General features: G+C 67.5%; 19 protein-coding genes. 13 read left to right on the top strand and 6 right to left on the bottom strand.

Features of this window, described 5'->3' with window-relative positions; translation table 11 throughout:
* Both ACZK2R_RS00440 and ACZK2R_RS00435 read right to left on the bottom strand, forming a co-directional pair.
* Complete coding sequence (locus ACZK2R_RS00440; protein WP_005407539.1) at nucleotides 1-477, bottom strand: SixA phosphatase family protein; 477 nt, start codon at nucleotides 475-477, stop codon at nucleotides 1-3.
* 49 nt (nucleotides 478-526) lie between these two features.
* On the bottom strand, nucleotides 527-1,156 hold the full coding sequence (locus ACZK2R_RS00435) for a ParA family protein (RefSeq protein WP_010487235.1): 630 nt from the start codon (nucleotides 1,154-1,156) through the stop codon (nucleotides 527-529).
* A gap of 123 nt (nucleotides 1,157-1,279) precedes the next feature.
* Here ACZK2R_RS00435 and ACZK2R_RS00430 point away from each other — a divergent pair, with 123 nt between their 5' ends.
* Nucleotides 1,280-2,764: an AAA family ATPase gene (locus ACZK2R_RS00430; RefSeq protein ID WP_180837762.1), complete on the top strand. Its 1,485-nt coding sequence runs from the start codon at nucleotides 1,280-1,282 to the stop codon at nucleotides 2,762-2,764.
* 589 nt (nucleotides 2,765-3,353) lie between these two features.
* On the opposite strand, the gene ACZK2R_RS00425 is transcribed toward ACZK2R_RS00430, so the two are convergent.
* A complete protein-coding gene (locus tag ACZK2R_RS00425) occupies nucleotides 3,354-3,989 on the bottom strand; it encodes a tetratricopeptide repeat protein (protein WP_032128715.1) in 636 nt (211 codons plus the stop codon).
* 168 nt (nucleotides 3,990-4,157) lie between these two features.
* Here ACZK2R_RS00425 and ACZK2R_RS00420 point away from each other — a divergent pair, with 168 nt between their 5' ends.
* The 3 genes from ACZK2R_RS00420 to ACZK2R_RS00410 all read left to right on the top strand — a co-directional run bounded on the left by ACZK2R_RS00420 (nucleotide 4,158) and on the right by ACZK2R_RS00410 (nucleotide 9,585).
* Nucleotides 4,158-7,844 (top strand): indolepyruvate ferredoxin oxidoreductase family protein, encoded by a 3,687-nt coding sequence (locus tag ACZK2R_RS00420; RefSeq protein ID WP_180837761.1) that lies wholly within the window; start codon nucleotides 4,158-4,160, stop codon nucleotides 7,842-7,844.
* A gap of 157 nt (nucleotides 7,845-8,001) precedes the next feature.
* Complete coding sequence (locus tag ACZK2R_RS00415; RefSeq protein WP_004134030.1) at nucleotides 8,002-8,259, top strand: helix-turn-helix domain-containing protein; 258 nt, start codon at nucleotides 8,002-8,004, stop codon at nucleotides 8,257-8,259.
* Between the two features lie 3 nt (nucleotides 8,260-8,262).
* Nucleotides 8,263-9,585: a type II toxin-antitoxin system HipA family toxin gene (locus ACZK2R_RS00410; protein WP_180837760.1), complete on the top strand. Its 1,323-nt coding sequence runs from the start codon at nucleotides 8,263-8,265 to the stop codon at nucleotides 9,583-9,585.
* Here ACZK2R_RS00410 and ACZK2R_RS00405 read toward each other — a convergent pair whose 3' ends face one another.
* Nucleotides 9,586-10,200: a DUF938 domain-containing protein gene (locus ACZK2R_RS00405; RefSeq protein ID WP_065724053.1), complete on the bottom strand. Its 615-nt coding sequence runs from the start codon at nucleotides 10,198-10,200 to the stop codon at nucleotides 9,586-9,588.
* Nucleotides 10,201-10,937: 737 nt separating this feature from the next.
* On the opposite strand from ACZK2R_RS00405, the gene ACZK2R_RS00400 reads away from it, so the two are divergent.
* Genes ACZK2R_RS00400 through ACZK2R_RS00360 form a run of 9 tightly spaced genes read left to right on the top strand, consistent with a single transcriptional unit; the run spans nucleotide 10,938 to nucleotide 23,295 of the window.
* Nucleotides 10,938-12,569, top strand: coding sequence for a TldD/PmbA family protein (locus ACZK2R_RS00400; protein WP_180837759.1), 1,632 nt, complete (start codon nucleotides 10,938-10,940; stop codon nucleotides 12,567-12,569).
* A gap of 30 nt (nucleotides 12,570-12,599) precedes the next feature.
* A complete protein-coding gene (locus ACZK2R_RS00395; protein ID WP_032128710.1) occupies nucleotides 12,600-14,234 on the top strand; it encodes a TldD/PmbA family protein in 1,635 nt (544 codons plus the stop codon).
* Nucleotides 14,235-14,255: 21 nt separating this feature from the next.
* On the top strand, nucleotides 14,256-15,590 hold the full coding sequence (locus tag ACZK2R_RS00390) for a TldD/PmbA family protein (RefSeq protein WP_053509475.1): 1,335 nt from the start codon (nucleotides 14,256-14,258) through the stop codon (nucleotides 15,588-15,590).
* The gene (locus tag ACZK2R_RS00385; protein ID WP_180837758.1) at nucleotides 15,590-16,297 is read left to right on the top strand and encodes a DUF4159 domain-containing protein; all 708 of its coding nucleotides are present in this window, start codon (nucleotides 15,590-15,592) and stop codon (nucleotides 16,295-16,297) included. Before ACZK2R_RS00390 ends, ACZK2R_RS00385 begins: the two co-directional genes overlap by 1 nt.
* Before the next feature lie 16 nt (nucleotides 16,298-16,313).
* The gene (locus ACZK2R_RS00380; RefSeq protein WP_004134018.1) at nucleotides 16,314-17,297 is read left to right on the top strand and encodes an AAA family ATPase; all 984 of its coding nucleotides are present in this window, start codon (nucleotides 16,314-16,316) and stop codon (nucleotides 17,295-17,297) included.
* Nucleotides 17,298-17,304: 7 nt separating this feature from the next.
* Nucleotides 17,305-18,201: a DUF58 domain-containing protein gene (locus ACZK2R_RS00375; RefSeq protein ID WP_125893035.1), complete on the top strand. Its 897-nt coding sequence runs from the start codon at nucleotides 17,305-17,307 to the stop codon at nucleotides 18,199-18,201.
* The gene (locus ACZK2R_RS00370) at nucleotides 18,198-19,325 is read left to right on the top strand and encodes a BatA domain-containing protein (RefSeq protein ID WP_180837757.1); all 1,128 of its coding nucleotides are present in this window, start codon (nucleotides 18,198-18,200) and stop codon (nucleotides 19,323-19,325) included. Before ACZK2R_RS00375 ends, ACZK2R_RS00370 begins: the two co-directional genes overlap by 4 nt.
* On the top strand, nucleotides 19,322-21,490 hold the full coding sequence (locus ACZK2R_RS00365) for a hypothetical protein (protein WP_180837756.1): 2,169 nt from the start codon (nucleotides 19,322-19,324) through the stop codon (nucleotides 21,488-21,490). The genes ACZK2R_RS00370 and ACZK2R_RS00365 overlap by 4 nt, the downstream gene beginning before the upstream one ends.
* A complete protein-coding gene (locus ACZK2R_RS00360; RefSeq protein WP_180837755.1) occupies nucleotides 21,487-23,295 on the top strand; it encodes a hypothetical protein in 1,809 nt (602 codons plus the stop codon). The genes ACZK2R_RS00365 and ACZK2R_RS00360 overlap by 4 nt, the downstream gene beginning before the upstream one ends.
* Before the next feature lie 99 nt (nucleotides 23,296-23,394).
* Here the strand turns inward: ACZK2R_RS00360 and ACZK2R_RS00355 are convergent, their stop codons facing one another.
* Together ACZK2R_RS00355 and ACZK2R_RS00350 are read right to left on the bottom strand one after the other, a co-directional pair.
* Nucleotides 23,395-24,069, bottom strand: a complete 675-nt coding sequence (locus ACZK2R_RS00355; RefSeq protein WP_180837754.1) for a hypothetical protein — start codon at nucleotides 24,067-24,069, stop codon at nucleotides 23,395-23,397.
* Nucleotides 24,070-24,108: 39 nt separating this feature from the next.
* A complete protein-coding gene (locus ACZK2R_RS00350) occupies nucleotides 24,109-24,627 on the bottom strand; it encodes a hypothetical protein (protein ID WP_180837753.1) in 519 nt (172 codons plus the stop codon).
* Nucleotides 24,628-24,640 lie beyond the last annotated feature (13 nt).

Here is a 24,640-nt window from a genome sequence, read left to right as displayed (position 1 = left end):
TCACGGCCACCAGAACGCGTTCAGGCTGGCCACGCCCGGCTCGATCGAGGCCTCGCGCGGGAAGCCGAGCACGGCAATGCCGGCCGGCGGCATGCCGCGATAGTCGCTGCTGGTGCCTTCCGTCATCAACGCCACCAGGCGCTCCAGGCCGGGGTTGTGGCCGACGATCAGCACCCGGTCGAGGTCACGGCGGTCGTCCACCAGCGCCGCCAGGGTGCCGGGGGTAGCCTCGTAGATGCGGTCTTCCAGGCGCTTCTCGACATAGCCGATGGTGCCGAGCACGGCTTCCAGGGTCTCCCGGGTGCGCCGCGCCGGTGAGCACAGCACACAGTCCGGCAGCAGGTTGTTCTCCTTCAGCCACTTGCCGGCGGCTTCGGCTTCGGCGAGCCCCACCGGCGACAACGGCCGGTCGAGGTCGGCCTGGCCGGGGGTAGCCGGTTCGGCATGGGCATGGCGCAGCAGGATCAGTTCACGCATCGCGGGTTTCCATGAAGAAGAGGATGCAGCAGAAAGAGTGACGCAGGCATCAAAGCTTCAGCCAGGACAGCAGCGGCTCCCAGTCGGCCTGGTGCTCGCGCACCTGGGCCGAGCGGTAGTCGAACAGGCTGCGGCCCAGGCCGGTCATGACCACATAGCTCTGGCTGTCGCGCAGCTGCGCGACCACCGGGTACGGCCATTCACCCAGCATCTGCAGCGCCTGCTGCGAGGTCTGGGTCCATGGTTTGGTACGGTTGAGCACCAGCCCCACCGGCAGCTTGCGGCTGTGCACGCGCGGGTTCTGGGCCAGGCTGTTGAGGAAGCCGACGATCGCTTCGATGTCCAGCGCCGAGGGCAGCACCGGTACCACCACCGCGTCGGCTGCATCGAGGAAATGGGGAATATCGTCAGCCAGGGCACCGGCCGGCGCATCGATGATGACGGTGTCGGTGCCGTCGGGCAGCTTCTGCGCCCACTGCTTCTTCCGATACACGTCGATGGGGAGCACCGCGCTTTCCAGCCCGGCACGGCGTTGTGCCCAGCGGGTGCTGGAACCCTGCGGGTCGGCATCGGCAATCACCGTGGCCTTGCCCTGCAATGCCGCGTACGCGGCCAGGTGGGTGGCGACGGTGGTCTTGCCCACCCCGCCCTTGGAACCGGCCACCAGGATCGTCTTCATGCCAGCCTCGCTTCCGGGTACGTGCCCCGAGCGTACACCGGTGATGGTGACGGTAGGTAGCGTCGTGCTGAACCAGCGGCCATCGCCTTTGCTATCGTGGCGCCCCCGAAGGATCGAACCGGCATGAGCGAGCTGCAGGACCTGAGCGCACTGATCCGCGCCAACACCCCCTTGATCGTGATCGAGACCCAGGACGAGGGTCGCATCGTCGACCTGTTCCGGCAGACACTGATGCACGTCTGGCGGGCGCTGCACCGGTGGTCGATCACCGAGGGCCTGCGCCGCATCGACCTGGACAGCGAAGATCCGCCGGCCGGGCCACCCGACGCCAGCGCGGCCCTGCAGATGATCCGCCAGGCCGGGCAGCGCGGGGTCTACCTGCTGCTCGATTTCCACCCCTACCTGGGCTATGCCAGCCACCAGCGCGCCCTGCGCGACCTGATCCAGCGCCGCCACAGCGAGCCGCATGTGCTGGTGCTGATCGGTGCCAAAGTGGAGCTGCCGGCCGAGCTGGAAGCGCTGGCCGTGCGCTTCAACCCGCGCCTGCCCGATGCCAATGCCCTGCTGAAGATGCTGCGCGAGGAGGCCGACGCCTATGCGCGCGAGCATGGCGGCCGCCGGGTTGAAGTCGACAGCGAGGCGGTGAAGAAAATCCTGAAGAACCTGCAGGGCCTGAGCCTGGTCGATGCCCGGCGCATCGCGCGCCAGCTGATCTACGCCGATGGCGCACTGCGCGACGACGACCTGCCACAGCTGGCGCGGCTGAAGTTCGAGCTGCTCAACCGCAGCGGCCACCTGTTCTTCGAACATGACAGCGCGCGCTTCGGCGATGTGGCCGGTGCCAACCGGCTCAAGCGCTGGATCAACCAACGCCGGGTGGCGTTCATTGCCGGCTCCGCCCCGGCCGGGCTGGACCCGCCGCGCGGCATGCTGCTGCTGGGCGTACAGGGCTGTGGCAAGTCGATGCTGGCCAAGGCCACCGCCGCCGGCTTCGGCGTGCCCCTGCTGCGCCTGGACGTGGGCGCGCTGTACAACAAGTACCACGGCGAGACCGAAGCCAACCTGCGCCAGGCACTGGCCTCGGCCGAACAACTCGCGCCCTGCGTGCTGTGGATGGACGAGATCGAGAAGGGCCTGGCCAGCGGAGGCGAGGACGGCGGCGTGTCACGCCGCGTGCTCGGTTACCTGCTGACCTGGATGGCCGAACGCAAGGCACCGGTGTTCATCGTCGCCACCGCCAACCAGGTGCACGAGCTGCCCGCCGAGCTGCTGCGCAAGGGCCGCTTCGACGAGATCTTCTTCGTCGATCTGCCCTCGCCCGACGTGCGCGTGGAACTGCTGCGGCTGCACTTGGGCCGGCGCCAGCTCAACGCCGACGACTTCGCGCTGCCCGCGCTGGCGGCGGCCGCCAATGGTTTTTCCGGCGCCGAGATCGAGCAGGCGATCGTGGCTGGCCTGTATGCGGCGCATGCCGAGGGCCGGCCGCTGGACACCGAGCTGCTGATGACCGAGATCCGCGCCACCCGACCGCTGTCGGTGCTGATGGCAGAGCAGGTAGAAGCACTGCGTGCGTGGGCGTCGGGGCGGACGGTTTCCGCGGACGACTGAGGGGTTTCCAGCGAACGGCGCAGCCCCTCGTGGCGGCTGGTTGACTGTGAACATCAAAAGCCGCGCTTGGCCGGGCGGGATGGATTCGCGGGGGACGCCGTCAACCCGTCCATGGGGGCTTGGCCGCGGCATCCATGCCGCGGACACCCCCGCGAACCCACCCCGCCCGGCCTCTGACAATTTCCGAGTGCGTCCGCCACGGAAAAGAAAAAAGAAGAAGAGCAGAAGCAAAAGCCGGTTGGCTGGCCGCTTCCTGTAGAGCCGAGCCCACACTCGGCTGCATTTCGATCAGATATCGAATAGTCGATTCCGTTACAGATTCATCCACGCATGGCGTGGATCTACCGTGTCGACCAAGGTCGACACCTACCAACAGCTGCCGGAATCTGTCGAAGGCGGGGCACTGTGGGTTTGCGGGGTGTGAGCCGCATGGATGCGGCGACCAAGCCCCCAGGACGGGTTTACGGCGGCCCCGCAAACCCACAGTGCCCCGCCATCCCGCAGGAAGCCCGCTGTTGCTTCGGCTGTTGCTGTTGCTTCAGCTGTTGCCTCTGCGGGTGCCGGGTGCAACCCGGCCGAACCCCTTCCCTCAGGGCCAGGCAGGTGGTGCGGCCGCCCAGGCCTGCTGCACCTCGGCCAGCGACGCGCGCTCATCCTCACGCCACTGCGGCAGCAGCTGCCCATAGTTGGCCGTGGTACTCCACTGCGTCGGCTCGGTGCGTACCGCAGCCGCATACCACTGCACCGCCTCCTGCTTCTGCCCCATCCGCCACAATGCCAACGCATAGGTCGGTGGCACCCAGGTGGGCTTCGTACGGGCGTTGCTGGCCGATACCAGCCACTGTTCCAGCGCCGCCTCCGGCTTGCCCTGGCGCAGCAGGTCCCAACCGTAGTTCCAGCGCACGCTGCGGCCGCTGCTGCTCTGTGCCGGCGCCTCTTTCATCGCCTCGCCATACAGCTGCTCGGCCAGCTCGCCCCGGCCCTGCGCACCGGCCACCGATGCCAGCTGCACCGTCGCCTCCACCGCGCGGCGGCCGCGCTCACGCAGCTTGACCAGCTGGGCCACCAGCTCATCGCCCTCGCCCTGCACCGCCACCATCGGCGTTGCCGCCAGGTCGTTGTCGAAGTAGAACTCCTGTGGTGCCGGCACGGCCGGCGCGGCCCACGCCGTGGCCACTCCCGAGGCCAGCAGCACGCTGGCCAGGATCTTTCCTGGAACTGACATCCCTTCTCCCCAGGCCGCAACTGCAGCCTCCCTCTCTCTCCCCGATCCTAACCCCAGCACCGCCGCGGGCGCGAGTGCCGGGGCCTCGCGGCCCCGCTGCTACAATTCGCGCCTTTCCCGCCGCGTGCCTGCACGCGGCCGGTGCCAGCCGATCCTACCGGGCCAGCCATGACCAGTACCGCGCAACTCACTTCGCCCTCGTCCGCCGACCTGCTCGACCGTGATTACACGCTCGACCACAAGTACACCCGCAGCGAGGGGCGGATCTATCTGAGTGGCGTGCAGGCGCTGGTGCGGCTGCCGCTGATGCAGCGGCTGCGCGACGCCGCCGAAGGCATCGACAGCGCCGGCTTTGTCAGCGGCTACCGTGGCAGCCCGCTGGGTGGCTTCGACCTGGAGCTGTGGCGCGCGCGCAAGCACCTTGAAGCAGCCAAGGTGAAGTTCACCCCGGGCCTGAACGAGGACCTGGGCGCCACCATGGTGTGGGGCACGCAGCAGACCAACCTGTTCCCCGGCGCCAACGTGCAGGGCGTGTTCGGCATGTGGTACGGCAAGGGCCCGGGCGTGGACCGCTGCGGCGACGTGTTCAAGCACGCCAATGCCGCCGGCACCTCGCGCTACGGTGGCGTGCTGGCACTGGCCGCCGATGACCATGCCTGCCGCAGTTCGACGCTGCCGCACGGCAGCGAGGACGAGTTCGTCAGCGCGATGATGCCGGTGCTGAACCCGGCCGGCGTGCAGGACATCCTCGACATGGGCCTGCTGGGCTGGGCGATGAGCCGCTATACCGGCCGCTGGGTCGGCTTCAAGACCATCGCCGAGACGGTGGAATCGTCGGCGTCGGTGCAGGTCGATCCGATGGCGCGCCGCATCGTGCTGCCGGAAGACTTCGAGATGCCGTCGGGTGGCCTCAACATCCGCTGGCCAGACCCGCCGCTGGACCAGGAAATGCGCCTGCACCGCTATGCGGTGAAGGCCGCACAGGCCTTTGCCCGCGCCAACGGCATCGACAAGGTGGTGATGGATGCGCCGCGCGCGCGGCTGGGCATCGTCACCACCGGCAAGAGCTACCTGGACGTGCTGCAGGCGCTGGAGTACCTGGGCCTGGACGAAGCCGCGTGCGCCGGCATCGGCATCCGCGTGTACAAGGTCGGCATGACCTGGCCGCTGGAACCGCAGGGCATCGCGCGCTTCGCGCAGGGCCTGGAAGACATCATCGTGGTGGAGGAGAAGCGTGCCTTCATCGAGCGCCAGATGAAGGAACAGTTCTTCAACTGGCCGGCCAGCTGGGGCCAGCGCCCGTCCATCGTCGGCAAGTACGATGAAAGCGGCGAATGGATCCTGCCGTCCACCGGTGAGCTGACGCCGGCCACCATCGCCGGCGTGATCGGTCGCCGCATCCAGAAGTTCTTCAACAACGAATCGATCGAGCAGCGCCTGCAGTGGATGCAGGAGAAGGAAGCCGAGCTTGCGTTGCCGCGCGCCAGCTTCCCGCGCGTACCGCACTACTGCTCGGGCTGCCCGCACAACACCTCTACCCAGGTGCCGGAAGGCTCGCGGGCGCTGGCCGGCATCGGTTGCCACTACATGGTGACCTGGATGGACCGCAGCACCGACACCTTCACTCACATGGGCGGCGAAGGCGTGACCTGGGCCGGGCAGGCGCCGTTCACCGACACCCCGCACGTATTCCAGAATCTGGGCGACGGCACCTATTTCCACAGCGGCTCGCTGGCGATCCGCCAGGCGGTCGCCGCCGGCGTCAACATCACCTACAAGATCCTCTACAACGACGCGGTGGCGATGACCGGCGGCCAGCCGGTGGACGGCCCGCTGAGCGTGCCGGACATCGCAAAGCAGATGCGCGCCGAAGGCATCCACACCATCGTGGTGCTGTCGGACAACATCGGCAAGTGGACCGGCCAGCGCGAGCACTTCCCCAGCGACGTCGAGTTCCACGACCGCAGCGAGCTGGATGAGGTGCAGAAGCGCCTGCGCGAGGTGAAGGGGGTTTCGATCCTGATCTACGAACAGACCTGCGCCACCGAGAAGCGCCGCCGCCGCAAGCGCGGCAAGCTGGAAGATCCGCAGAAGCGCGTGCTGATCAATTCGCTGGTCTGCGAAGGCTGCGGTGACTGCGGCAAGAAGAGCTTCTGCGTGTCGGTGCTACCGAAGGAAACCGAGTTCGGGCGCAAGCGCGAGATCGATCAGTCCAACTGCAACAAGGACTATTCCTGCGTGAACGGTTTCTGCCCGAGCTTCGTCACCGTGCACGGTGGCCAGCCGCGCAAGGGCAGCAAGCGCGATGCTTCCACCCTGCTGGACAACCTGCCGGCACCGGCCATCCGCGGCACCCTCGAACAGCCCTGGAACATCCTGATCACCGGCGTCGGCGGTACCGGCGTGGTGACCATCGGCGCGCTGCTGGGCATGGCCGGCCACCTGGAAGGCAAGGGTGCGACCGTGCTCGACCAGACCGGCCTGGCACAGAAGGGCGGCGCGGTGACCACGCACATCCGCATCGCCCGTCGTCCCGAAGACATCCACGCCGTGCGCATCGCCGCCGGTGAGGCTGACCTGGTGGTGGGCTGCGACATGGTGGTGGTCAACGACTACTGGGCCCTGTCGAAGGTGCGTGCCGGCCGTTCGCAGGTGGTGCTGAACACCTACGAAGCGATGCCCGGTACCTTCACCACCCGCCCGGACATGCAGTTCCCCGCCGCCGACATCGTGGCCGGTGTGCGCGTGGCGCTGGGCGGCCAGGAGCCGTTGCTGCTGGATGCCACCCAGCTGGCCACCGCGCTGCTGGGCGATGCGATCGCCGCCAACCTGTTCATTCTCGGCTATGCGTGGCAGCAGGGCCTGGTGCCGCTGTCGTTCGATTCACTGATGCGCGCCATCGAGCTCAACGGTGCGGCCGTGGCGATGAACCAGCAGGCCTTCGCCTGGGGCCGCCTGGCCGTGGTCGACCCGCAGGCCGTGCAGCAGGCCGCCGGCCTGGTGCGCAACCGCCACACCGATACCGAATCCACTCCGGGCCCGCTGCACCCGCTGCCGCCGGGCGAGTGGGAGGGCAACGAATGGGGTGCCACCGCCGCACCGCGCAACACCGGCGACGAACGCGAACTGCGTGGCCTGCCCTCGCACGGTGGCGATGTTGCGTTCCTGCCGCTGGACGACGCCCGCCTGTCGCGCTCGCTGGATGAAATGATCGAGCGCCGCGCCGCGTTCCTGGTCGAGTACCAGGACGCTGCCTACGCCAACCGCTACCGCAGCCTGGTCGAGCGCGTGCGCGCCGCCGAAGCCGACCGCATCGGCGGTTCCACCGCGCTGACCGAGACCGTAGCCCGTTACCTGTTCAAGCTGATGGCCTACAAGGACGAGTACGAAGTGGCCCGCCTGTATACCAGTGGCGACTTCCAGCGCCGCCTGCAGCAGCAGTTCGAGGGCGATTACCAGCTGCGCTTCCACCTGGCACCGCCGCTGTTCGCCAGGAAGGACGAGCAGGGCCGGTTGCTGAAGAAGGAATATGGCCCGTGGATGTTCAAGGCCTTCGGCCTGCTGGCCAAGCTGAAGTTCCTGCGTGGCGGCCGACTTGATGTGTTCGGCCGCACCGAGGAACGCCGCATGGAGCGCAAGCTGATCGGTGACTACGAGGCCACCGTGCAGCTGCTGCTGGACGGCCTGGAAGACGGCCGCCTGGCACTGGCGGTGGAAATCGCCAGCGTGCCCGAGCACATCCGAGGCTTCGGCCACGTCAAGGAAGCGCATTTCGAGCAGGCCAAGGCGCGCGAAGCCGCCCTGCTGGCGCAGTGGCGAAACCCGAAGGCGCTGCATATCGTGCAGGTGGCTTGAGCGCCGCTGACGGCGCAAAAGCAACCTATTGATTGCATACTGAGATAGCAATCGATAGGTTGCCTCCAGCGAAGGAAAGAGATAGGTTGCTTGTCGTAATGCAACCTATCCTTTGCGTACACGCTCGCGTACGGTCACTTTCTCGGGGACTGCCGATATGGACAGGCCGCTGCACACGGTGAGGACACCTCAACAACTGGCACCGCTGATGCGTGCGTTCAGGCGCCAGGCGGGCCTGAGCCAAGCGCAGTTGGCGGCACAGCTCGGCATAAGCCGCCAGGCAGTAGGCGCATTAGAGCGCGACCCGGCATCGGCAAGCTTCGAACGACTGATGCGGGTCTGGGCAGTGCTGGGTCTGGAAGTCAGATTGCAGCAGCGAAGTCCCCCGGAGACAACGTCAACGTTGGAGTGGTGAGCCATGGGTACGCTGCGGGTCTGGATGAATGGTGTCGAGGTCGCGCTCTGGGATGATGTCCGGAGCGGCTCTTCCCGGCTTTCGTACGTCGACTCGTGGATCAGCTCCGCCCAGTCCCGGCCGTTGTCACTCTCACTGCCCCTGCTCCCGGAGGGCGAGAGCCATCGGGGCAATGTCGTCAACAACTACTTCGACAACCTTCTTCCCGACAACGGTGTCATCCGCAACCGGATCCGCGACAGGTTCTCCACGCGCAGCAGCGACACATTCGATCTTCTCGAAGCCATTGGCCGGGATTGCGTCGGCGCAGCGCAACTGCTGCCGCTTTCGCATACACCGGGGGACATCCAGCAAATTACGTGCGAAGCGTTGAACGAATCAGGCGTCGCTGCGATCCTGCGTCAGGTGACGACAGGGAACCTGCCTGGCACACCCACCAGTGATGATGCGTTCCGCATATCCATCGCCGGTGCGCAGGAGAAGACGGGACTTCTGCTGCATGCTGGCCAGTGGTGCATTCCTACCGGCAGTACCCCATCCACCCATATCTTCAAGCTGCCGCTTGGCATTGTGGGCAACATGCGGGCGGACATGCACCAATCCGTCGAGAACGAATGGCTGTGCATGCAGCTGCTTTCCGCCTTTGGAATCCCCGTTGCGAATACGCAGATGGGACGCTTCAAGGACGAACGCGCGCTCATTGTGGAGCGATTCGACCGCCGCCTTTCTGCGGATCGCCGGTGGTGGCTGCGGCTGCCGCAGGAAGACATGTGCCAGGTCTTCGGTCTGCCCGCCGCCAGGAAGTATGAATCCGATGGCGGCCCAGGCATCGTGACCATCATGGATCTGCTTCGACAATCCGAGCATTTCAAGGATCGCGAGACCTTCTTCAAGACGCAGATTCTTTTCTGGATGTTGGCTGCAACCGATGGACATGCCAAGAACTTCAGTGTCTACCTCGAAGTCGATGGACGCTTCCGCCTGACGCCCGTCTACGACGTATTGTCGGTGCATCCCATCCTGGGCAGGGGGCCAAACCAGCTCGACCCGCGGAATGCACAGCTCGCCATGTCCGTCCAGGGCAAGAACCACCACCGGAAGCTGCACCTTGTGCGACGACGCCACTGGAACGAAACCGCACGCGCCTGTGGTGTCGCTGATGGTGCAGAGCCGTGGATCGAAGCGCTGATCGCAGCCGTCGAACCCGCCATCGAGCAGGTCACGCGTCAGCTCCCAAGTGATTTCCCCGTAAACGTGTCCGAACCCATTTTCAACGGGCTGCGCGCTGCAGCGGCACGCCTTTCCAGCATGTCGCCGGACGCCTGATCAGCCCAGCCGCCACAGCAGCAGGCGGTTGTTGGCCGGCATCGCCACGTCACCCAGACGGGTGAAGCCATTGTCGGCCGCCAGCGCCTGCACCGCTTCGCTATCGCGGATGCCGCTACGAGGATCGCGCGTCCTCAGCCACGCATCGAACTGCGCGTTGCTGTCGCTGGTGTAGCGGCCGCCGTAGTTGAACGGGCCGTACACCGCCAGCAGCGCGCCGTGGCGCATCACCGATGGCAGCGCGGCGAACAGCGCCTGCACGTGCTCCCAGCTCATGATGTGCAACGTGTTGGCGCTGAATGCGGCATCGAACGTGCTGCCCTCGGGCAACGACAGGCCCGGCGCCGGGGGCAGTTCCACCTGCAGCGCCACCGGCGGCAGCAGATTGAGCAGCGCGGCCTCCGCACGCCAGGCCTCGATGCCGGGCAGATGGTCCGGATGATCGCTGGGCTGCCAGCGCAGCCACGGCCAGCGTTCGGCGAAGAAGGCCGCGTGCTGGCCGGTGCCACTGCCGATCTCCAGCACCCGATGACGGTCGCCCATCCACGGGTCGAGTGCAGTGGCGATGGGTTCGCGGTTGCGCTCGCAGGCTTCTGAATACGGCTTGCTCGACATCAGGACGGGGTCCAGGCGGGGTCGGCCCCATTGTGCACGAGGGGGTGTTGCTCGGCAGGGCTTGCAGCCCTGCACCCGCAGGAGCCGGAGCAACAGCAACAGCCAAAGCAACTGCAACAGCGCGGGCTTCCTGGGGGATGGCGGGGTGGGTCCGGTTGCGGGGGACGCCGTGAATCCCCCTCCGGGGTCCGGCCCAGCCGCTGGCGGCTGTGCGTTCGGGCGCTTGCGAAGCGGTGCTTCGCAAGCAAAGCGCCCTCACCCATGGAGGCTCGGTCGCGCCATCCATGGCGCTCACGCCCCCGCAACCGGACCCACCCCGCCTTCGACAGTTTTCTGCGGTCTGTCGGAACGGCTCTGACCCCGGATACATTTCGATATCTGACAGACGTGTCGACCAAGGTCGACACCTACCAACAGCCGAGTGAACCTGTCGAAGGTGGGGCGGTGTCGGATTGCGGGGTGTCAGCCGCATGGATGCGGCTGCCAAGCCTACAGGGACGTACTTGCGGCGTCCCCGCAGTCCGACACCGCCCCACCAACCCACGGAATGCCGCTCTGGCTTTGGCCGTTGCCGTTGCCGTTGCATTGAGCAGGTGCAGGGCTGCAAGCCCTGCCGAAACCCACCCAACCATGACTGCAGTCACTTGCCCGGACGCGCCGCGCTGGCGAAAGTCGAGGAGTTGACGTGATCGGTCCGGCCCGTTGCCAACCGCACGCAAGCGAGAGAGAGAAACGCTGTGCAACGACGTGAGTTCCTGGCTTTTTCCGGTCTGGGCCTGGCGGGCCTGCTGCTGCCGCATTCCCGTGCCATCGCCGCCGAGCAGCTGCTCGCCCCGGTCGATACCGCCCAGCGCAGACGCCTGGCGGACGTTGCGCTCGCCGCCGCACGCACCGCCAAGGCCAGCTACTGCGACGTGCGCATCGGCCGCTATCTCAACCAGTCGGTCATCACCCGCGAGCACCAGGTCGGCAATGTGACCAACCGCGAATCGTCCGGTGTCGGCGTGCGGGTGATCGTCAACGGCGCCTGGGGCTTTGCCGCCACCCACCAGCAGACCGAGGCTGCCGTGCGCGCGGCGGTCGAGCAGGCCGCAGCGATCGCCCGCGCCAACGCCGGCATCCAGACCCGGCCGGTGCAGCTGGCACCGACGCCGTCGGTGGGCGAGGTGCGCTGGCAGACCCCAGTGCGCAGGAACGCGATGGCGGTGCCGATCCAGGACAAGGTCGAGCTGTTGCTGGCACTCAACGCCGCCGCGCTGAATGCGGGCGCCGACTACATCAATTCCACCCTGTTCCTGGTCAATGAACAGAAGTACTTCGCCTCCAGCGACGGCTCGTTCATCGACCAGGACATCCATCGCATCTGGCTGCCGTTCACTGCCACCGCCATCGACAAGGCCAGCGGCAGGTTCCGCACTCGTGCCGGCCTGTCCTCGCCGATGGGCATGGGCTACGAGTTCCTCGATGGCGATGCGCGCGGCAAGGTGCAGCTGCCCGGTGGCATCACCGCCTACCGCGATTCCTACGACCCGGTCGAGGACGCCATCGCCGCCGCCCGCCACGCGCGCGCGAAGCTGAAGGCGCCGTCGGTGAAGCCGGGCAAGTACGACCTGGTGCTGGACCCGTCCAACCTGTTCCTGACCATCCACGAGAACGTTGGCCACCCGCTGGAGCTGGACCGCGTGCTCGGCTACGAAGCCAACTACGCCGGCACCAGCTTCGCCACGCTGGACAAGCGCGATGCCGGTTTCCGCTGGGGCAGCGACATCGTCACCTTCTTCGCCGACAAGACCCAACCGGGCAGCCTCGGTGCGGTCGGCTACGACGACGAAGGCGTGAAGACCCAGCGCTGGGATCTGGTGCGCGACGGCATCCTGGTCGATTACCAGGCCACCCGCGATGAGGCCCACATCCTCGGCCGCGATGCCTCGCATGGCTGCAGTTACGCCGATTCCTGGTCCAGCGTGCAGTTCCAGCGCATGGCCAACGTTTCACTGGCACCTGGCAAAAAGCCACTCAGCGTCGAGGACATGATCAAGGACGTGGAGAACGGCATCTACATCCACGGCCGCGGGTCGTACTCGATCGACCAGCAGCGCTACAACGCGCAGTTCGGCGGCCAACTGTACTACCAGATCAAGGACGGAAAGATCGCCGGCATGGTCGAGGATGCGGCCTACCAGATCCGCACGCCGGAGTTCTGGAACGCGTGCACTGCCATCTGCGACGAGCGTGACTTCCGCCTGGGTGGTTCGTTCTTCGACGGCAAGGGCCAGCCCGGCCAGGTCTCGGCGGTCTCGCACGGTTCGTCCACCACCCGCTTCAACGGCATCAACATCATCAACACCGCGCGCAGTCTCGGCGCTTGAGCCACCCATCCTTCGACATGGAGAGCAGCCTTGCAAAGACGTGACTTCCTGGCCCTGACCGGGCTTACCGCGGGCGGGCTGATCGTGCCCTCCTTCTTCGGCAAGGCGATTGCCGCCGAGCAACTGCAGAGCACGCTGGACCTAGGGCTGAAGAAGCGCCTGGCCGATGCAGCACTGGCCGCTGCCCGCCAGGCCGGTGCCACCTACTGCGACGTGCGCATCGGCCGCTACCTGCGGCAGTTCGTGATCACCCGCGAGGACAAGGTGCAGAACGTGGTGAACACCGAGTCCACCGGTGTTGGCATCCGCGTGATCGTCAACGGTGCGTGGGGCTTCGCCGCCACCAATGCGCTGGGTACGGCCGATGTAGCCAAGGCCGCGCAGCAGGCCGCAGCAATCGCCAAGGCCAATGCCGGCGTGCAGACCGCACCGGTACAGCTGGCCAAGGCGCCGGGCGTGGGTGAGGTGAGCTGGCGCACGCCTATCCGCAAGAATGCGATGGAAGTGCCGATCAAGGACAAGGTCGGCCTGCTGCTGGACGTCAACGCTGCGGCGATGGGCGCCGGTGCCAGCTTCGTCAACTCGATGCTGTTCCTGGTCAACGAGCAGAAGTACTTCGCCTCCACCGATGGTTCCTATATCGACCAGGACGTGCACCGCATCTGGGCACCGATGACGATCACCGCCATCGACAAGTCCAGCGGCAAGTTCCGTACCCGCGAAGGCCTGTCCTCGCCGATGGGCCTGGGCTACGAGTATCTGGACGGCGCGGCTGCCGGCAAGGTGGTCAGCCCGAATGGCGTGGTCAACTACAGCTCTTCCTACAACATGAAGGAAGATGCCATCGCCGCCGCCAAGCAGGCGCAGGAGAAGCTGAAGGCCCCGTCCGTTAAGCCGGGCAAGTACGATCTGGTGCTCGACCCGTCGCACACCTGGCTGACCATCCATGAGTCGATCGGCCACCCGCTGGAGCTGGACCGCGTGCTCGGCTACGAAGCCAACTACGCCGGCACCAGCTTCGCCACCCTGGACAAGCGCGAACAGCATTTCCAGTACGGCAGCGAACTGGTCAACATCTTCGCCGACAAGACCCAGCCGGGCAGCCTCGGTGCGGTGGCGTACGACGATGAAGGCGTGAAGTGCAAGCGCTGGGACCTGATCAGCAACGGCAAACTGGTGGATTACCAGACCATCCGCGACCAGGCCCACATCCTCGGCAAGACCGAGTCCGACGGCTGCTGCTACGCCGACTCGTGGTCCAGCGTGCAGTTCCAGCGCATGGCCAACGTGTCGATGGCACCGGGCAAGAAGCCGCTGAGCGTGCCGGACCTGATCAAGGACGTGGAGAACGGCATCTACATCATCGGTGATGGTTCGTTCTCGATCGACCAGCAGCGCTACAACGCGCAGTTCGGCGGCCAGCTGTTCTACGAGATCAAGAACGGCCAGATCACCCGCATGCTGGAAGACGTGGCCTACCAGATCCGCACACCGGAGTTCTGGAACGCCTGCACCGCCGTGGCCGACGAGCGCGACTACCGCCTGGGCGGTTCGTTCTTCGACGGCAAGGGCCAGCCGGGCCAGGTTTCGGCGGTCTCGCACGGTTCGTCGACTGCGCGCTTCAACGGCATCAACGTCATCAACACCGCACGCAGCCTCGGCTGATCGGTCAGGAGCCCTTACACCATGAGTATCTTCACCGAAGCCCAGGCCAAGGCCATCCTCGACAAGGTCATCGCCCTGTCCAAGGCCGACGAATGCACCGCCGTGCTGGCCGGCGCGATCAGCGGCAACATCCGTTTCGCGCTGAACAACGTCTCCACCAGTGGCATCGTCGACAACACCGAGCTGGCGGTCACCGTCGCCTTCGGCAAGCGCGTCGGCACGGCCTCGATCAACGAGTTCGACGACGCCGCGCTGGAACGCGTGGTGCGCCGTGCCGAAGACCTGGCGCGCCTGGCGCCGGAGAACCCGGAGTTCATGCCGGCCATCGGCAAGCAGAGCTATCGCGCCAGCCCGACCTTCAGCGAATCCACTGCAGCGATCGATCCGGCGTTCCGCGCCAAGGTCGCCGCCGATTCGATCGCCCCGTGCCGTGGCCACGGCCTGATCGCCGCCGGCTTCCTCGAAGACGGCCAGGGCTTCCAGGCCACCGCCAACAGCAACGGCAACTTCGCCTACCAGCGCACCACCAACTTCGATTACACCTGCACCGTGCGTACCGAAGATGGCCGCGGTTCGGGCTGGGTCGGCCGCAACCTGAAGGATGCGGCCGACTTCAAGGCCGACCAGGACATCCGCATCGCCATGCGCAAGGCCACCGAATCGGCCGAAGCCAAGGCGCTGGAGCCGGGCAAGTACACGGTCATCCTGGAGCCCGCCGCGGCCGCCGGCCTGATCAGCTTCATGATGAACTTCTTCAGCGCACGCTCGGCCGATGAAGGACGCAGCTTCCTGTCGAAGAAGGGCGGCGGCAACAAGCTGGGCGAGCAGGTCTACGACCCGCGCGTGACCATGATTGCCGACCCCTGGCATCCGGATGCACCGGTGCTGCCGTGGGACGGCGAAGGCATGCCGCGCGAACGCATGGCGATCATCGAGAACGGCAGGATCGCCAACCTCGACTACTCGCGCTTCTGGGCGCAGAAGCAGGGCAAGACCGCCAAGGCCACGCCGGGCAACCTGCTGATGAGCGGTGGCGACAAGAGCACCGCCGAGCTGGTGCGCGGTACCCAGAAGGGCATCCTGGTCACCCGTACCTGGTACATCCGCATGGTTGATCCGCAGACCGTGCTGCTGACCGGCCTGACCCGCGACGGCACCTTCTACATCGAGAACGGCCAGATCAAGCACCCGGTGAAGAACTTCCGCTTCAACGAATCGCCGGTGATCATGCTCAACAACATCGAAGAGCTGGGCAAGCCGGTGCGCGTGGCCGGTGATGAATCCAGCTACGTGATGATGATCCCGCCGATGAAGCTGCGCGATTTCACCTTCACCTCGCTGTCCGACGCGGTCTGATGGATCGCCGGGCCTGCCTGCGCTGGTTGGCCGCTGCCGCTTCGGCGGCGGTGCTGCCGGCCTTGGCGCAGTCAGGCCCGCGCAGTTCGCGCTACGACTTCTGGTTCACCCGCCTGCAGTACGACTCCGGCGATTGGGATGTGGACGCGCGCATGCCGTCCAACCTGATCACCTCGCTGATTGACTACACCTCGCTGCGCGTGGATCCGCAGGAACACGTGGTGGCGCTGGCCGACCCGCGCATGCTGGAAGCGCCGTTCTGCTACCTGGCCGGGCACACACTGGTGGAGTTCAACGCCGCCGAGCGGCAGAACTTCGTGCGCTACGTGCGCAATGGCGGCTTCGTCTTCGTCGACGACTGCAACCATGATATCGACGGCCTGTTCGCCACCTCGTTCGAGGCGCAGATGGGTCGCCTGTTTGGACCGAAGGCATTGCAGAAGCTGCCCGACAGCCACGCGCTGTACCGCAGCTTCTTCCGCTTCCCCGATGGGCCACCGGCCACCAGCTTCGAGCTCAACGGCTGGGGCGACGACCTGGTGCACGACTACCTGAAGGGCATCGAGGTCGACGGCCGCCTGGGCCTGCTCTACAGCAACAAGGACTACGGCTGCGAGTGGGACTACGACTGGCGCAACAAGCGTTTCCTGGCCGAAGACAACACCCGCTTCGGCGTCAACATCGTGATGTACGCGTTGAACAATTGATAGGACCTGCACGCCCATGACCACCGCTGACCTCGACTCCCTGCTGCCGCGCCTGCACGATCTGCGCGCTGCGCTCGCACGCGCGGTGGTTGGCCAGAACACCGTGGTCGAGCAGCTGCTGATCGGCCTGCTGGCCGGCGGCCACTGCCTGCTGGAAGGCGCCCCGGGACTGGGCAAGACCCTGCTGGTGCGCTCGCTCGGGCAGGCGCTGGAACTGCAGTTCCGGCGCGTGCAGTTCACCCCCGACCTGATGCCCAGCGACATCCTCGGTACGGAGTTGCTGGAGGAAGATCACGGCACCGGCCATCGCCATTTCCGCTTCCAGCAGGGCCCGATCTTCACCAACCTGCTGCTGGCCGACGAACTCAACCGTACCCCGCCCAAGACCCAGGCCGCGCTGCTGGAAGCGATGCAGGAGCGTACCGTCAGCTACGCAGGCACCACGTATGCACTGCCTGCACCGTTCTTCGTGCTGGCCACGCAGAACCCGATCGAGCAGGCCGGCACCTACCCGCTGCCGGAAGCACAGCTGGATCGTTTCCTGCTGCACGTGCTGGTGGATTACCCGAGCGAGGACGAAGAGCGGCAGATCCTGGAACAGACCACTGGCGGTGCCACCGACGCGGTGCCGAAGGTGATGGATGCCGAAGCGGTGATTGCCCTGCAGGCCGCGGTGCGCCAGGTGCATGTCAGCCCCGATGTGCTGGCCTGGATCACCCGCCTGGTGCGCGCCAGCCGTCCCGGCGAGGGCGCACCGGCAGCAATCAACCAATGGGTGAAATGGGGCGCTGGCCCACGCGCCGGGCAATCGCTGGTGCTGGCGGCGAAAGCACGCGCATTGCTGCAGGGCCGCTTCGCCGCCACCCGTGAGGATGTGCAGGCCTTGGCCGCGCCGGTGATGCGTCATCGCCTGCTGCTGTCGTTCGCCGCCGAGGCCGAGCAGAAGCGTGCCGACGACGTGGTCGCCGCCCTGCTGCAGGCCGTGCCGTTCCCGGGTTGAGCCACGCGTGAACGCAGGTGCCCCGCTGACGTTGCCACCGGAACTGCGTGCGCGCCTGCGCCTGCTGCGGTTGCGGCCGCGCCTGGCGAGCGGCGCAAGCGGCATCGGCCAGCACGCCAGCCGCAGCCGCGGTGCGGGCCTCGAATTCGCCCAGTACCGGGCCTACGAACCGGGAGACGAGCTGCGCCAGATCGACTGGAAGCTGTATGCACGCTCGGACCGCTTCTTCGTGCGCGAATCCGAACGCGAAAGCCCGATCACGGTCTGGCTGCTGCTCGATGCCACCGCCTCGGCCGGCCAGGCCGATCGCGCGGCACCGCAGCGCACGCGCCTGGACCACATGCGCGGCGTGGCCGCGTGCGTGGTGGAGCTGGCCCTGCAGCAGGGCGACCGTTTCGGCCTGCTGGCGATCAATGGCGATGGCCTGCAGCTGGTACCCGCAGCGAACGGCGCACGCCAGCGTGACCGCGTGCATCTGCAACTGCATGCCCTGCAGGCACGCGGCGGCTGGCCTGCGGCCGATCGCCTGCGCCCGCTGTGGGAGCGCGTGCGTCCGGGCGACCTGCTGCTGGCGATCGGTGATGGCTTCGACGAGGCCGGCATCGTGCTGCTGGAACAACTGGCCAGCGCGCGCCGCGAAGTGGCCCTGCTGCAGATCCTGACTGCCGACGAACGCGACTTCCCGTTCGACGCCGGCCATCGCTTCCGCGATCCGGAGACCGGCGAGGAACTGCTGGGCGATGGCGCGGCGATCCGCAGCGACTACCTGCAGCGCTTCGCTGGCGCACGCAACGCATTGCAGTCGCGCCTGCAGGCCAGTGGCATCGCCAGTGCCACCGGCTGGCTCGACCAGCCGCTGGATCAACCACTGCAGGCGCTGTTCGGGCGTGGGGGCGGTGCATGATCCTGCTGTTCCCGTTGGGCCTGGCCGCGCTCGCCGCAGGGCTGTTGCCGTTGTTGATCCACCTCGCCCGCCGCCATCCGTACACACCGCTGGATTTCGCCGCGCTGCGCTGGCTGCGCGCACAGATCCGGCCACGCCAGCGCATCCGCTTCGATGACTGGCCATTGCTGCTGGTGCGCCTGCTGTTGCTTGCCGCGCTGGCTTTGCTGCTGGCACGGCCTGCGTTGACCGGGCCCGTGCCGGCCTCCAGTGCATGGACGGTGGTGGCCCCGGGACTGGATGCCGCCGCACTGCGCGGTACCGCTGCGGATCGCAACTGGCACTGGCTGGCGCCCGGCTTCCCGGCCATTGATCAGGCGCCACCTGCAGCCAGTGCATCCCTGCCCAGCCTGCTGCGCGAACTGGACGCGCAGCTGCCCGTTGGCACCGCATTGACCGTGCACGTTCCCGATCCCCTGCCCGGCCTGGACGGCGCACGCCTGCAGCTGTCGCGCGAGGTGCAGTGGCGCCCGCAGCCGATGCCGGTCACTGCGCAACCGCGTGCCGCAACGTCGCCGCGCCTGCGCGTGCACAGCGATGCTTCGGCCGCTGCCCAGCACTGGTTGAATGCACTGCAGCGCGCGTGGGGCGTGCAGGCGCCGCTCGCTCCTCTGGTGGCGGATACCCTGCCCGAACGCGGCGAGATCGGCGTATGGAGCCGCAACGATGCACTGCCGGCGAACTGGCAGGCGTGGCTGCGCGACGGCAGTCGTGTCATGACTATGACTGCCGGCAAGCCTGCTGCCAGCGCCAGCATCCTGCTGCGCAACACCGAGGGCACCCCGCTGCTGTGGCAGCAACGCATCGGCCACGGTGTCCTGCTGTCTCTGCCCGGTGACTGGGACGCCTCAGGCAACGCTGCGCTGCGCGATCCGCAGTTGCCGCGTGCCCTGCTGCTGGCGCTGCAAGCGCCCCCTTCGCCGCGCCTCGGCGATGCAAGGGACCAGGCGCCCTATCGGTCTGCGTTGCCTGCGGCAACACCGCCGGTGCGGGAGCCAACCGCCTGGTTGCTGCTGACCATCGTGCTGCTGTTCGCGCTGGAGCGCTGGATGGCCAGCAGTCGCCGGCGCAGGGTGGCCACATGAACACTCTGCAGCACGCCTGGCAACGCGCACGCCGTCGCCGTGCACTCATTACCCTGCTGCTGGGCCTGCCGTGGGCGCTGGCCGCGACGACGCTGGCGCTGCGCCTGGCGGGCTTCGATATCGCCTGCGTGGTCGGCACGGTCAGCCTGCTCGCCTGCGCAGCGCTCGCCACGGCACGTTCCCGCCAGCTGGACCCGCAGTGGGCGCAGCGCCAGCTCGATGCCGGCGGTACCAGCGAGGACAGTGCCGATCTGCTGTTCGCCGATACGCTCACCCTCAATCCGCTGCAGCAGCGCCAGCGCGCGCGCGTGCTGGCCACGCTGGAACGCGCGATGCCGGAACTGCGTCCGCGCTGGCCGCGTGGGGCATTGGCGCTGTGCTGGATCGCAGGCCTGGCCATCGTTGCGCTGGCACTCGGCTGGCCGCGTTCGAATCCCGGTTCCGCGCCTGCTCGCACGTCGGCGCCAGGCAGCACGGCGTCCGCAGGCCCGCTGCAACTGCAGTCCAGTCGCCTGCGCATCGACGCACCGGCTTACACCGGGCAAGCCACGCTGACGCAGAGCACGCTGGATGCAAAGGTCGCCGCCGACAGCCAGCTGTCGTGGTCGTTGCGCTTCGACCACGCACCGGCCAAGGCATGGCTGCAGTTCCACGATGGTCGACGGCTGCCGCTGAGCGAGCGCGATGGGCAGTGGCAGGCACAGGATGTGGCGCGCACGCCGGTGCTGTACCGCGTGGTGAGCGAACCGGCGCTGGCCGAAACCCGCCTGTACCGGCTGGATGTTGTGGCCGACCGCGCGCCCAGCGTGCGCGTGCTGGAGCCGGCCGCCAGCCTGGTGCTGGGCACGCCCGGGCAACGGCAATGGGCGCTGCGCTTCGAGGCCAGCGACGATTACGGTGTCGCGGCGCAGGCAACGCTGTCGATCACCACCACCCAGGGCAGCGGTGAGAACATCACCTTCGTGAAGCGCAGCGTCACGCTTGCCGGCAGCGGCGAAGCCACCGCGCGGCGTTTCGCCCATACCCTTGATCTGGCTGCGCTGGGCGCACAGCCCGGCAACGATGTCATCGCCCAGCTGGAAGTGCGCGACAACCATGCGCCCACGCCGCAGACCGGACGCAGCAGCAGCGTGATCCTGCGCCTGCCCAGCGCCGAAGTCGCACTCGGTGCAGAGCTGGAAGGCCGCATCAAGAAGACCCTGCCTGCCTACTTCCGCAGCCAGCGGCAGATCATCATCGATGCCGAAGCGCTGATCCGGCAACGACGCAGCCTGGCCGCCGAGGACTTCGTGAAGCGCAGCGATGCGATCGGCGTCGACCAGCGCATCCTGCGCCTGCGCTACGGCCAGTTCCTGGGTGAGGAAAGCGAAGGTGCGCCGAAGCCACCGCCGACCAGCGACCTGCCCACCAGCGATACGCCCGCCGCAGACGACCACGATCACGACGACGATCACGACCATGGCGCCGAGGCCGGAGCGCACGACGCGCATGGCCACGACCACGGCGGCAAGCCGGCCAATGCCGATACGCCGCCGGTGTTCGGCAGCGCCACCGACGTGCTCTCCGAGTACGGACACACCCATGACCACGCCGAGGCGGCCACTCTGCTCGATCCGCAGACCCGTGCCACGCTGAAGGCGGCGCTTGACCAGATGTGGTCGGCCGAAGGCGAGCTGCGCCAGGGCCGACCGGAGCAGGCATTGCCCTTCGCCTACAAGGCATTGGGCTTCATCAAGCAGGTGCAGCAGGCCGAGCGCATCTATCTGGCCCGGGTCGGGCCGGAACTGCCACCGATCGATGAAGGCCGCCGCCTCGGCGGTGATCGCGCTGGACTGGCCAGTCGGGAACTGCCGCTGGCCGCCCGCACCCCGCCCGATCCGGCCATCGTCGAAGCCTGGCAGCGTCTCGGCGACGACACCGGCGCGCCGGATCTGGATGCGCTCGCGACTTGGCAGCAGCGCAACGCGGCCTACCTGCCCGATGCACTCGATCTGGCTGCGGCCATCGAGCAGCTGCGCATCGAGCCCGGTTGCCAAGACTGTCGCCAGCGCCTGCGTGCACAGTTGTGGCGGGCGCTGCAGCGTCCGCTGCCGCAGGCGATGCGGCGCAGTGCCGCCGATGCGATGGGGCAGCGGTACCTTGATGCGCTGGAGGCGCAGCCATGAACGCCTCCGCTGTGGACCTGTGGATTGCACTGGCACTTGCCCTGATCGTGGTCATCGCCAGCGTGCGCCAGCTGCGTGGAAACACCGCCCACCCTGGCCGCCGGTGGATCGTGATCGCACTGCAGATCATCGTCGCCGCGCTGCTGTATTTCTGCCTGGTGCCGCCCACCCGCCAGCAACCCGCAGGCGGGCTGGTGGTCCTCGGAACCGATGCCGGCAAGGCCGGCGCGCTCCCGGCCAGCGAAGGCCCGCTGTTGCTTTTGCCCGAAGCTGCCGATATTTCCGGCGCACAGCGCGTTCCCGACCTGGCCACCGCGCTGCGCCAGCATCCGGCGTCCACACTGACACTGGTCGGTGCGGGCCTCGCCGCACGTGATCGCGACGCGGTGTTGCCGCCGGATGTACGTTGGCAGGCCGCACCGGAGCCGCGCGGCTGGATCGCGCTGCAACCACCGGCCGATGTCGCTCCCGGTGCTCGTTTTGACGTCCAGGCACAGGCGCGTGGCGCGGCCAAGGCGAAAGCAGAGCTGCTTGACCCCGCCGACAGCGTGGTTGATCGCACGGACGTTGCCGAGGACGGGCGCGTGAAGCTCAGCGGCATCGCCCGCGCCGAAGGCCGCAGCGTGTTCCAGCTGCGCCTGCTCGATGCCGACGGCCATGTGGTGGACAGCGTACCGGTGCCGCAGCAGACCCTGCCGGCCGCACCGCTGCGCCTGCTGGTGCGCGCCAGCGCGCCGGGCCCAGAGCTGAAGTACCTGCGGCGTTGGGCGGCCGATGCCGGCATCCGCGTGCAGGTGCAGGCCGATACCGGGGCGGGTGTCAGCGTGGGAGATGGCGCGGTCGCGCTGGATGCGGCGTCACTCGCGCGCAGCGATCTGCTGCTGCTGGACGAGCGCAGCCTGGCCGCATTGAGTGCCGGCCAGCTGGCTGCCATGCGCCAGGCGTTGCGCGAGGGACTGGGCGTGCTGGTACGCAGTGCGGGCGCACCTTCGGCCAGCGCGCGCCAGCGCCTGCAGGATATTGGTCTACCGGTGCAAGGCGATGGCAGCAGCCACGCCCTCGAACTTCCCGGCGACGGCGACAGCGCGGTCCTCGCTGCACGGCGTGGCCCGCTCGCCGCGGGTACGCTGCCGACCGGCTACGGCGAAGAGGCTGACCGCAGCTCGCACAATGCTCCCCTGCCTGCGCTGGAAGCACTCGCGCTGCAGGCACCGGGCAGCACCGCCCTGCTGCAGGATGGCACGGGCAAGGCTGTCGGTGGCTGGCGCGCTGCCGGCAAGGGCCGCATCGGCCTGCTGCCGCTGACCGACAGCTGGCGCTGGGTACTGGCCGGGCGCGACGACCGCCACGGCGAACTGTGGAGCGGCGTGGTGGCCACGCTGGCACGTGCACAGGGCAGCGCTGATGCGCTGTGGTCACCGCAACCGATCGGCTGGGCAGGCGAACGACAGGCGCTGTGCGGTGTGCAGGCGCCGCTGCATGTCTTCAACAAGCGTGGCGACGATGTACCCCTGATCGTCGATGGCGCGACGTCGGCGCTGCGCTGCGCTGGCTGGTGGCCCCGCGAACCGGGCTGGCAGCGCCTGCAGCATGGCGGCAGCGTTGTCTGGCGCTATGTGTTCGACCCGAAGGATGCACCGACGCTGCATCGGCAGGCGATGATCGATGCGACCACACGTGCACTGGCTGCCAGCACGCCGGCAGACGCGTCAGTGATGCAACCCGTGGCAGGCCCACGCTGGCCGTGGTGGCTGGCGTTCGTGTTGTGCGCATCGCTGCTGTGGTGGCTGGAACGGCGACGCTGAGCCCATCGATTGGATCGCGGACAGCATCCACGCATGGCGTGGATCTACTGGCCGGTTGCCCTGGTAGATGCCAACCTTGGTTGGCGCCTTTCCGCGAGGTCAACGCGTGCCCGCGCGCCGGTACACGCCGTTGAAGCGCACGTTCATGCCACCGCATTCGCTGTTGTCGGCCGCGATCAGCACCTCCCCCAGCGAATGCACGCGCACCTTGCAGGTGTCCTCTACAAACTCGACATCGGCACCACGCGGCGCCGCGCGCGCTTCCACCTGGCCCATGTTCGGCCCGTAGGGACGCTGCTCCGGCGTGGGGTTGGCGGAGGGCCAGTAGGCGTCACCCTCCACATGCAGCTGCCCGCCCTGCACGGTGATGCGCAGGCCGTTGTCGCCGTCCTTCCAGTGGCCCGCCCAATCCTGCAGCGACGGCACGACCACCGGCAACGCCTGCAGCTTGCTGCGGTCCACCCAGCCAGCACTGCCACCCACCTTGTTCGGGAAGAACGCGCAGCGGTAGCGGCCAAGATCACGCCCGGTCACCACGGTATCGCCATTGACCACATAGCTGCGCTGTCGGCAGGCCGGTTCGCCCTTCGCCGGGCAGCCGTCCATGTCGCCAAGCAGGTACAGACGGGGCGCATCGACCACCCGCGCCAGAGCGAACCGGCTCTGTTCAGAGGGAAACGCGCCATTGCGGCAGGCGCCATCATCGGCGATGCCATCGGCGAAGGCGGACGCCGGCAGCAATGCGGCCAGCAGGCAGATCGAACGCAGGAACATGGCAGCACTAGCGGTGGGGAGCCGGCAGGATATACCGGCCTACTTCACCGGCGGTGCATCGCCGGCATCCTGCTCCTGGGAGAACCGCAGCGCACGCTGCTGCTGTTCGGCACTGAGCTCCGGCGGTGGCCGCGCCACGGCGGCCTGGATCTGCGCCGGTCCGCCGGTGAGTTTGTTGATCCCCTTGGCCGCCGCCATCACACCCTTGACCACGCCCATCATGATGTAGCCACCGCCCATGCTGACCTGCTCCGGCGACGGCGGTTCGCTCCAGTCGCGACTGAAGCGGTTGTCGCCGAACTTCACCGGGTTCTTGAAACGGTACAGATCCAGCGGCTCGTCTTCGGGCTTGAGCGCACGCACTTCGCCAAGGGTGGTGACGTTGTCCTGCGGCAGGGTGGTGGAGATCGGCGCGGTGGTTGCCGTCGGCGCATCTGCAGAAGGTTCGGGCGCCGGGTCGGGCACCGCTACCGGCGTGGCCTGCTGCGCCTGCGCGATACCGGCCAGCAGCATGCTGGCCAGGACGGCTCCCTGCGTTCCACGTCGTGCCACAGCCATCCACCCTGTTGGT

The sequence above is a fragment of the Stenotrophomonas sp. 96582_Sma genome, from assembly GCF_056480905.1.
This window is presented reverse-complemented; position numbering and strand designations above follow the sequence as displayed.

Excerpts from the sequence above, each read along its gene's own strand:
- ACZK2R_RS00440 (WP_005407539.1), bottom strand. The coding sequence starts at position 477 with ATGCGTGAACTGATCCTGCTGCGCCATGCCCATGCCGAACCGGCTACC.
- ACZK2R_RS00435 (WP_010487235.1), bottom strand. The coding sequence starts at position 1,156 with ATGAAGACGATCCTGGTGGCCGGTTCCAAGGGCGGGGTGGGCAAGACC.
- ACZK2R_RS00430 (WP_180837762.1), top strand. The coding sequence starts at position 1,280 with ATGAGCGAGCTGCAGGACCTGAGCGCACTGATCCGCGCCAACACCCCC.
- ACZK2R_RS00425 (WP_032128715.1), bottom strand. The coding sequence starts at position 3,989 with ATGTCAGTTCCAGGAAAGATCCTGGCCAGCGTGCTGCTGGCCTCGGGA.
- ACZK2R_RS00420 (WP_180837761.1), top strand. The coding sequence starts at position 4,158 with ATGACCAGTACCGCGCAACTCACTTCGCCCTCGTCCGCCGACCTGCTC.
- ACZK2R_RS00415 (WP_004134030.1), top strand. The coding sequence starts at position 8,002 with ATGGACAGGCCGCTGCACACGGTGAGGACACCTCAACAACTGGCACCG.
- ACZK2R_RS00410 (WP_180837760.1), top strand. The coding sequence starts at position 8,263 with ATGGGTACGCTGCGGGTCTGGATGAATGGTGTCGAGGTCGCGCTCTGG.
- ACZK2R_RS00405 (WP_065724053.1), bottom strand. The coding sequence starts at position 10,200 with ATGTCGAGCAAGCCGTATTCAGAAGCCTGCGAGCGCAACCGCGAACCC.
- ACZK2R_RS00390 (WP_053509475.1), top strand. The coding sequence starts at position 14,256 with ATGAGTATCTTCACCGAAGCCCAGGCCAAGGCCATCCTCGACAAGGTC.
- ACZK2R_RS00385 (WP_180837758.1), top strand. The coding sequence starts at position 15,590 with ATGGATCGCCGGGCCTGCCTGCGCTGGTTGGCCGCTGCCGCTTCGGCG.
- ACZK2R_RS00380 (WP_004134018.1), top strand. The coding sequence starts at position 16,314 with ATGACCACCGCTGACCTCGACTCCCTGCTGCCGCGCCTGCACGATCTG.
- ACZK2R_RS00370 (WP_180837757.1), top strand. The coding sequence starts at position 18,198 with ATGATCCTGCTGTTCCCGTTGGGCCTGGCCGCGCTCGCCGCAGGGCTG.
- ACZK2R_RS00365 (WP_180837756.1), top strand. The coding sequence starts at position 19,322 with ATGAACACTCTGCAGCACGCCTGGCAACGCGCACGCCGTCGCCGTGCA.
- ACZK2R_RS00360 (WP_180837755.1), top strand. The coding sequence starts at position 21,487 with ATGAACGCCTCCGCTGTGGACCTGTGGATTGCACTGGCACTTGCCCTG.
- ACZK2R_RS00355 (WP_180837754.1), bottom strand. The coding sequence starts at position 24,069 with ATGTTCCTGCGTTCGATCTGCCTGCTGGCCGCATTGCTGCCGGCGTCC.
- ACZK2R_RS00350 (WP_180837753.1), bottom strand. The coding sequence starts at position 24,627 with ATGGCTGTGGCACGACGTGGAACGCAGGGAGCCGTCCTGGCCAGCATG.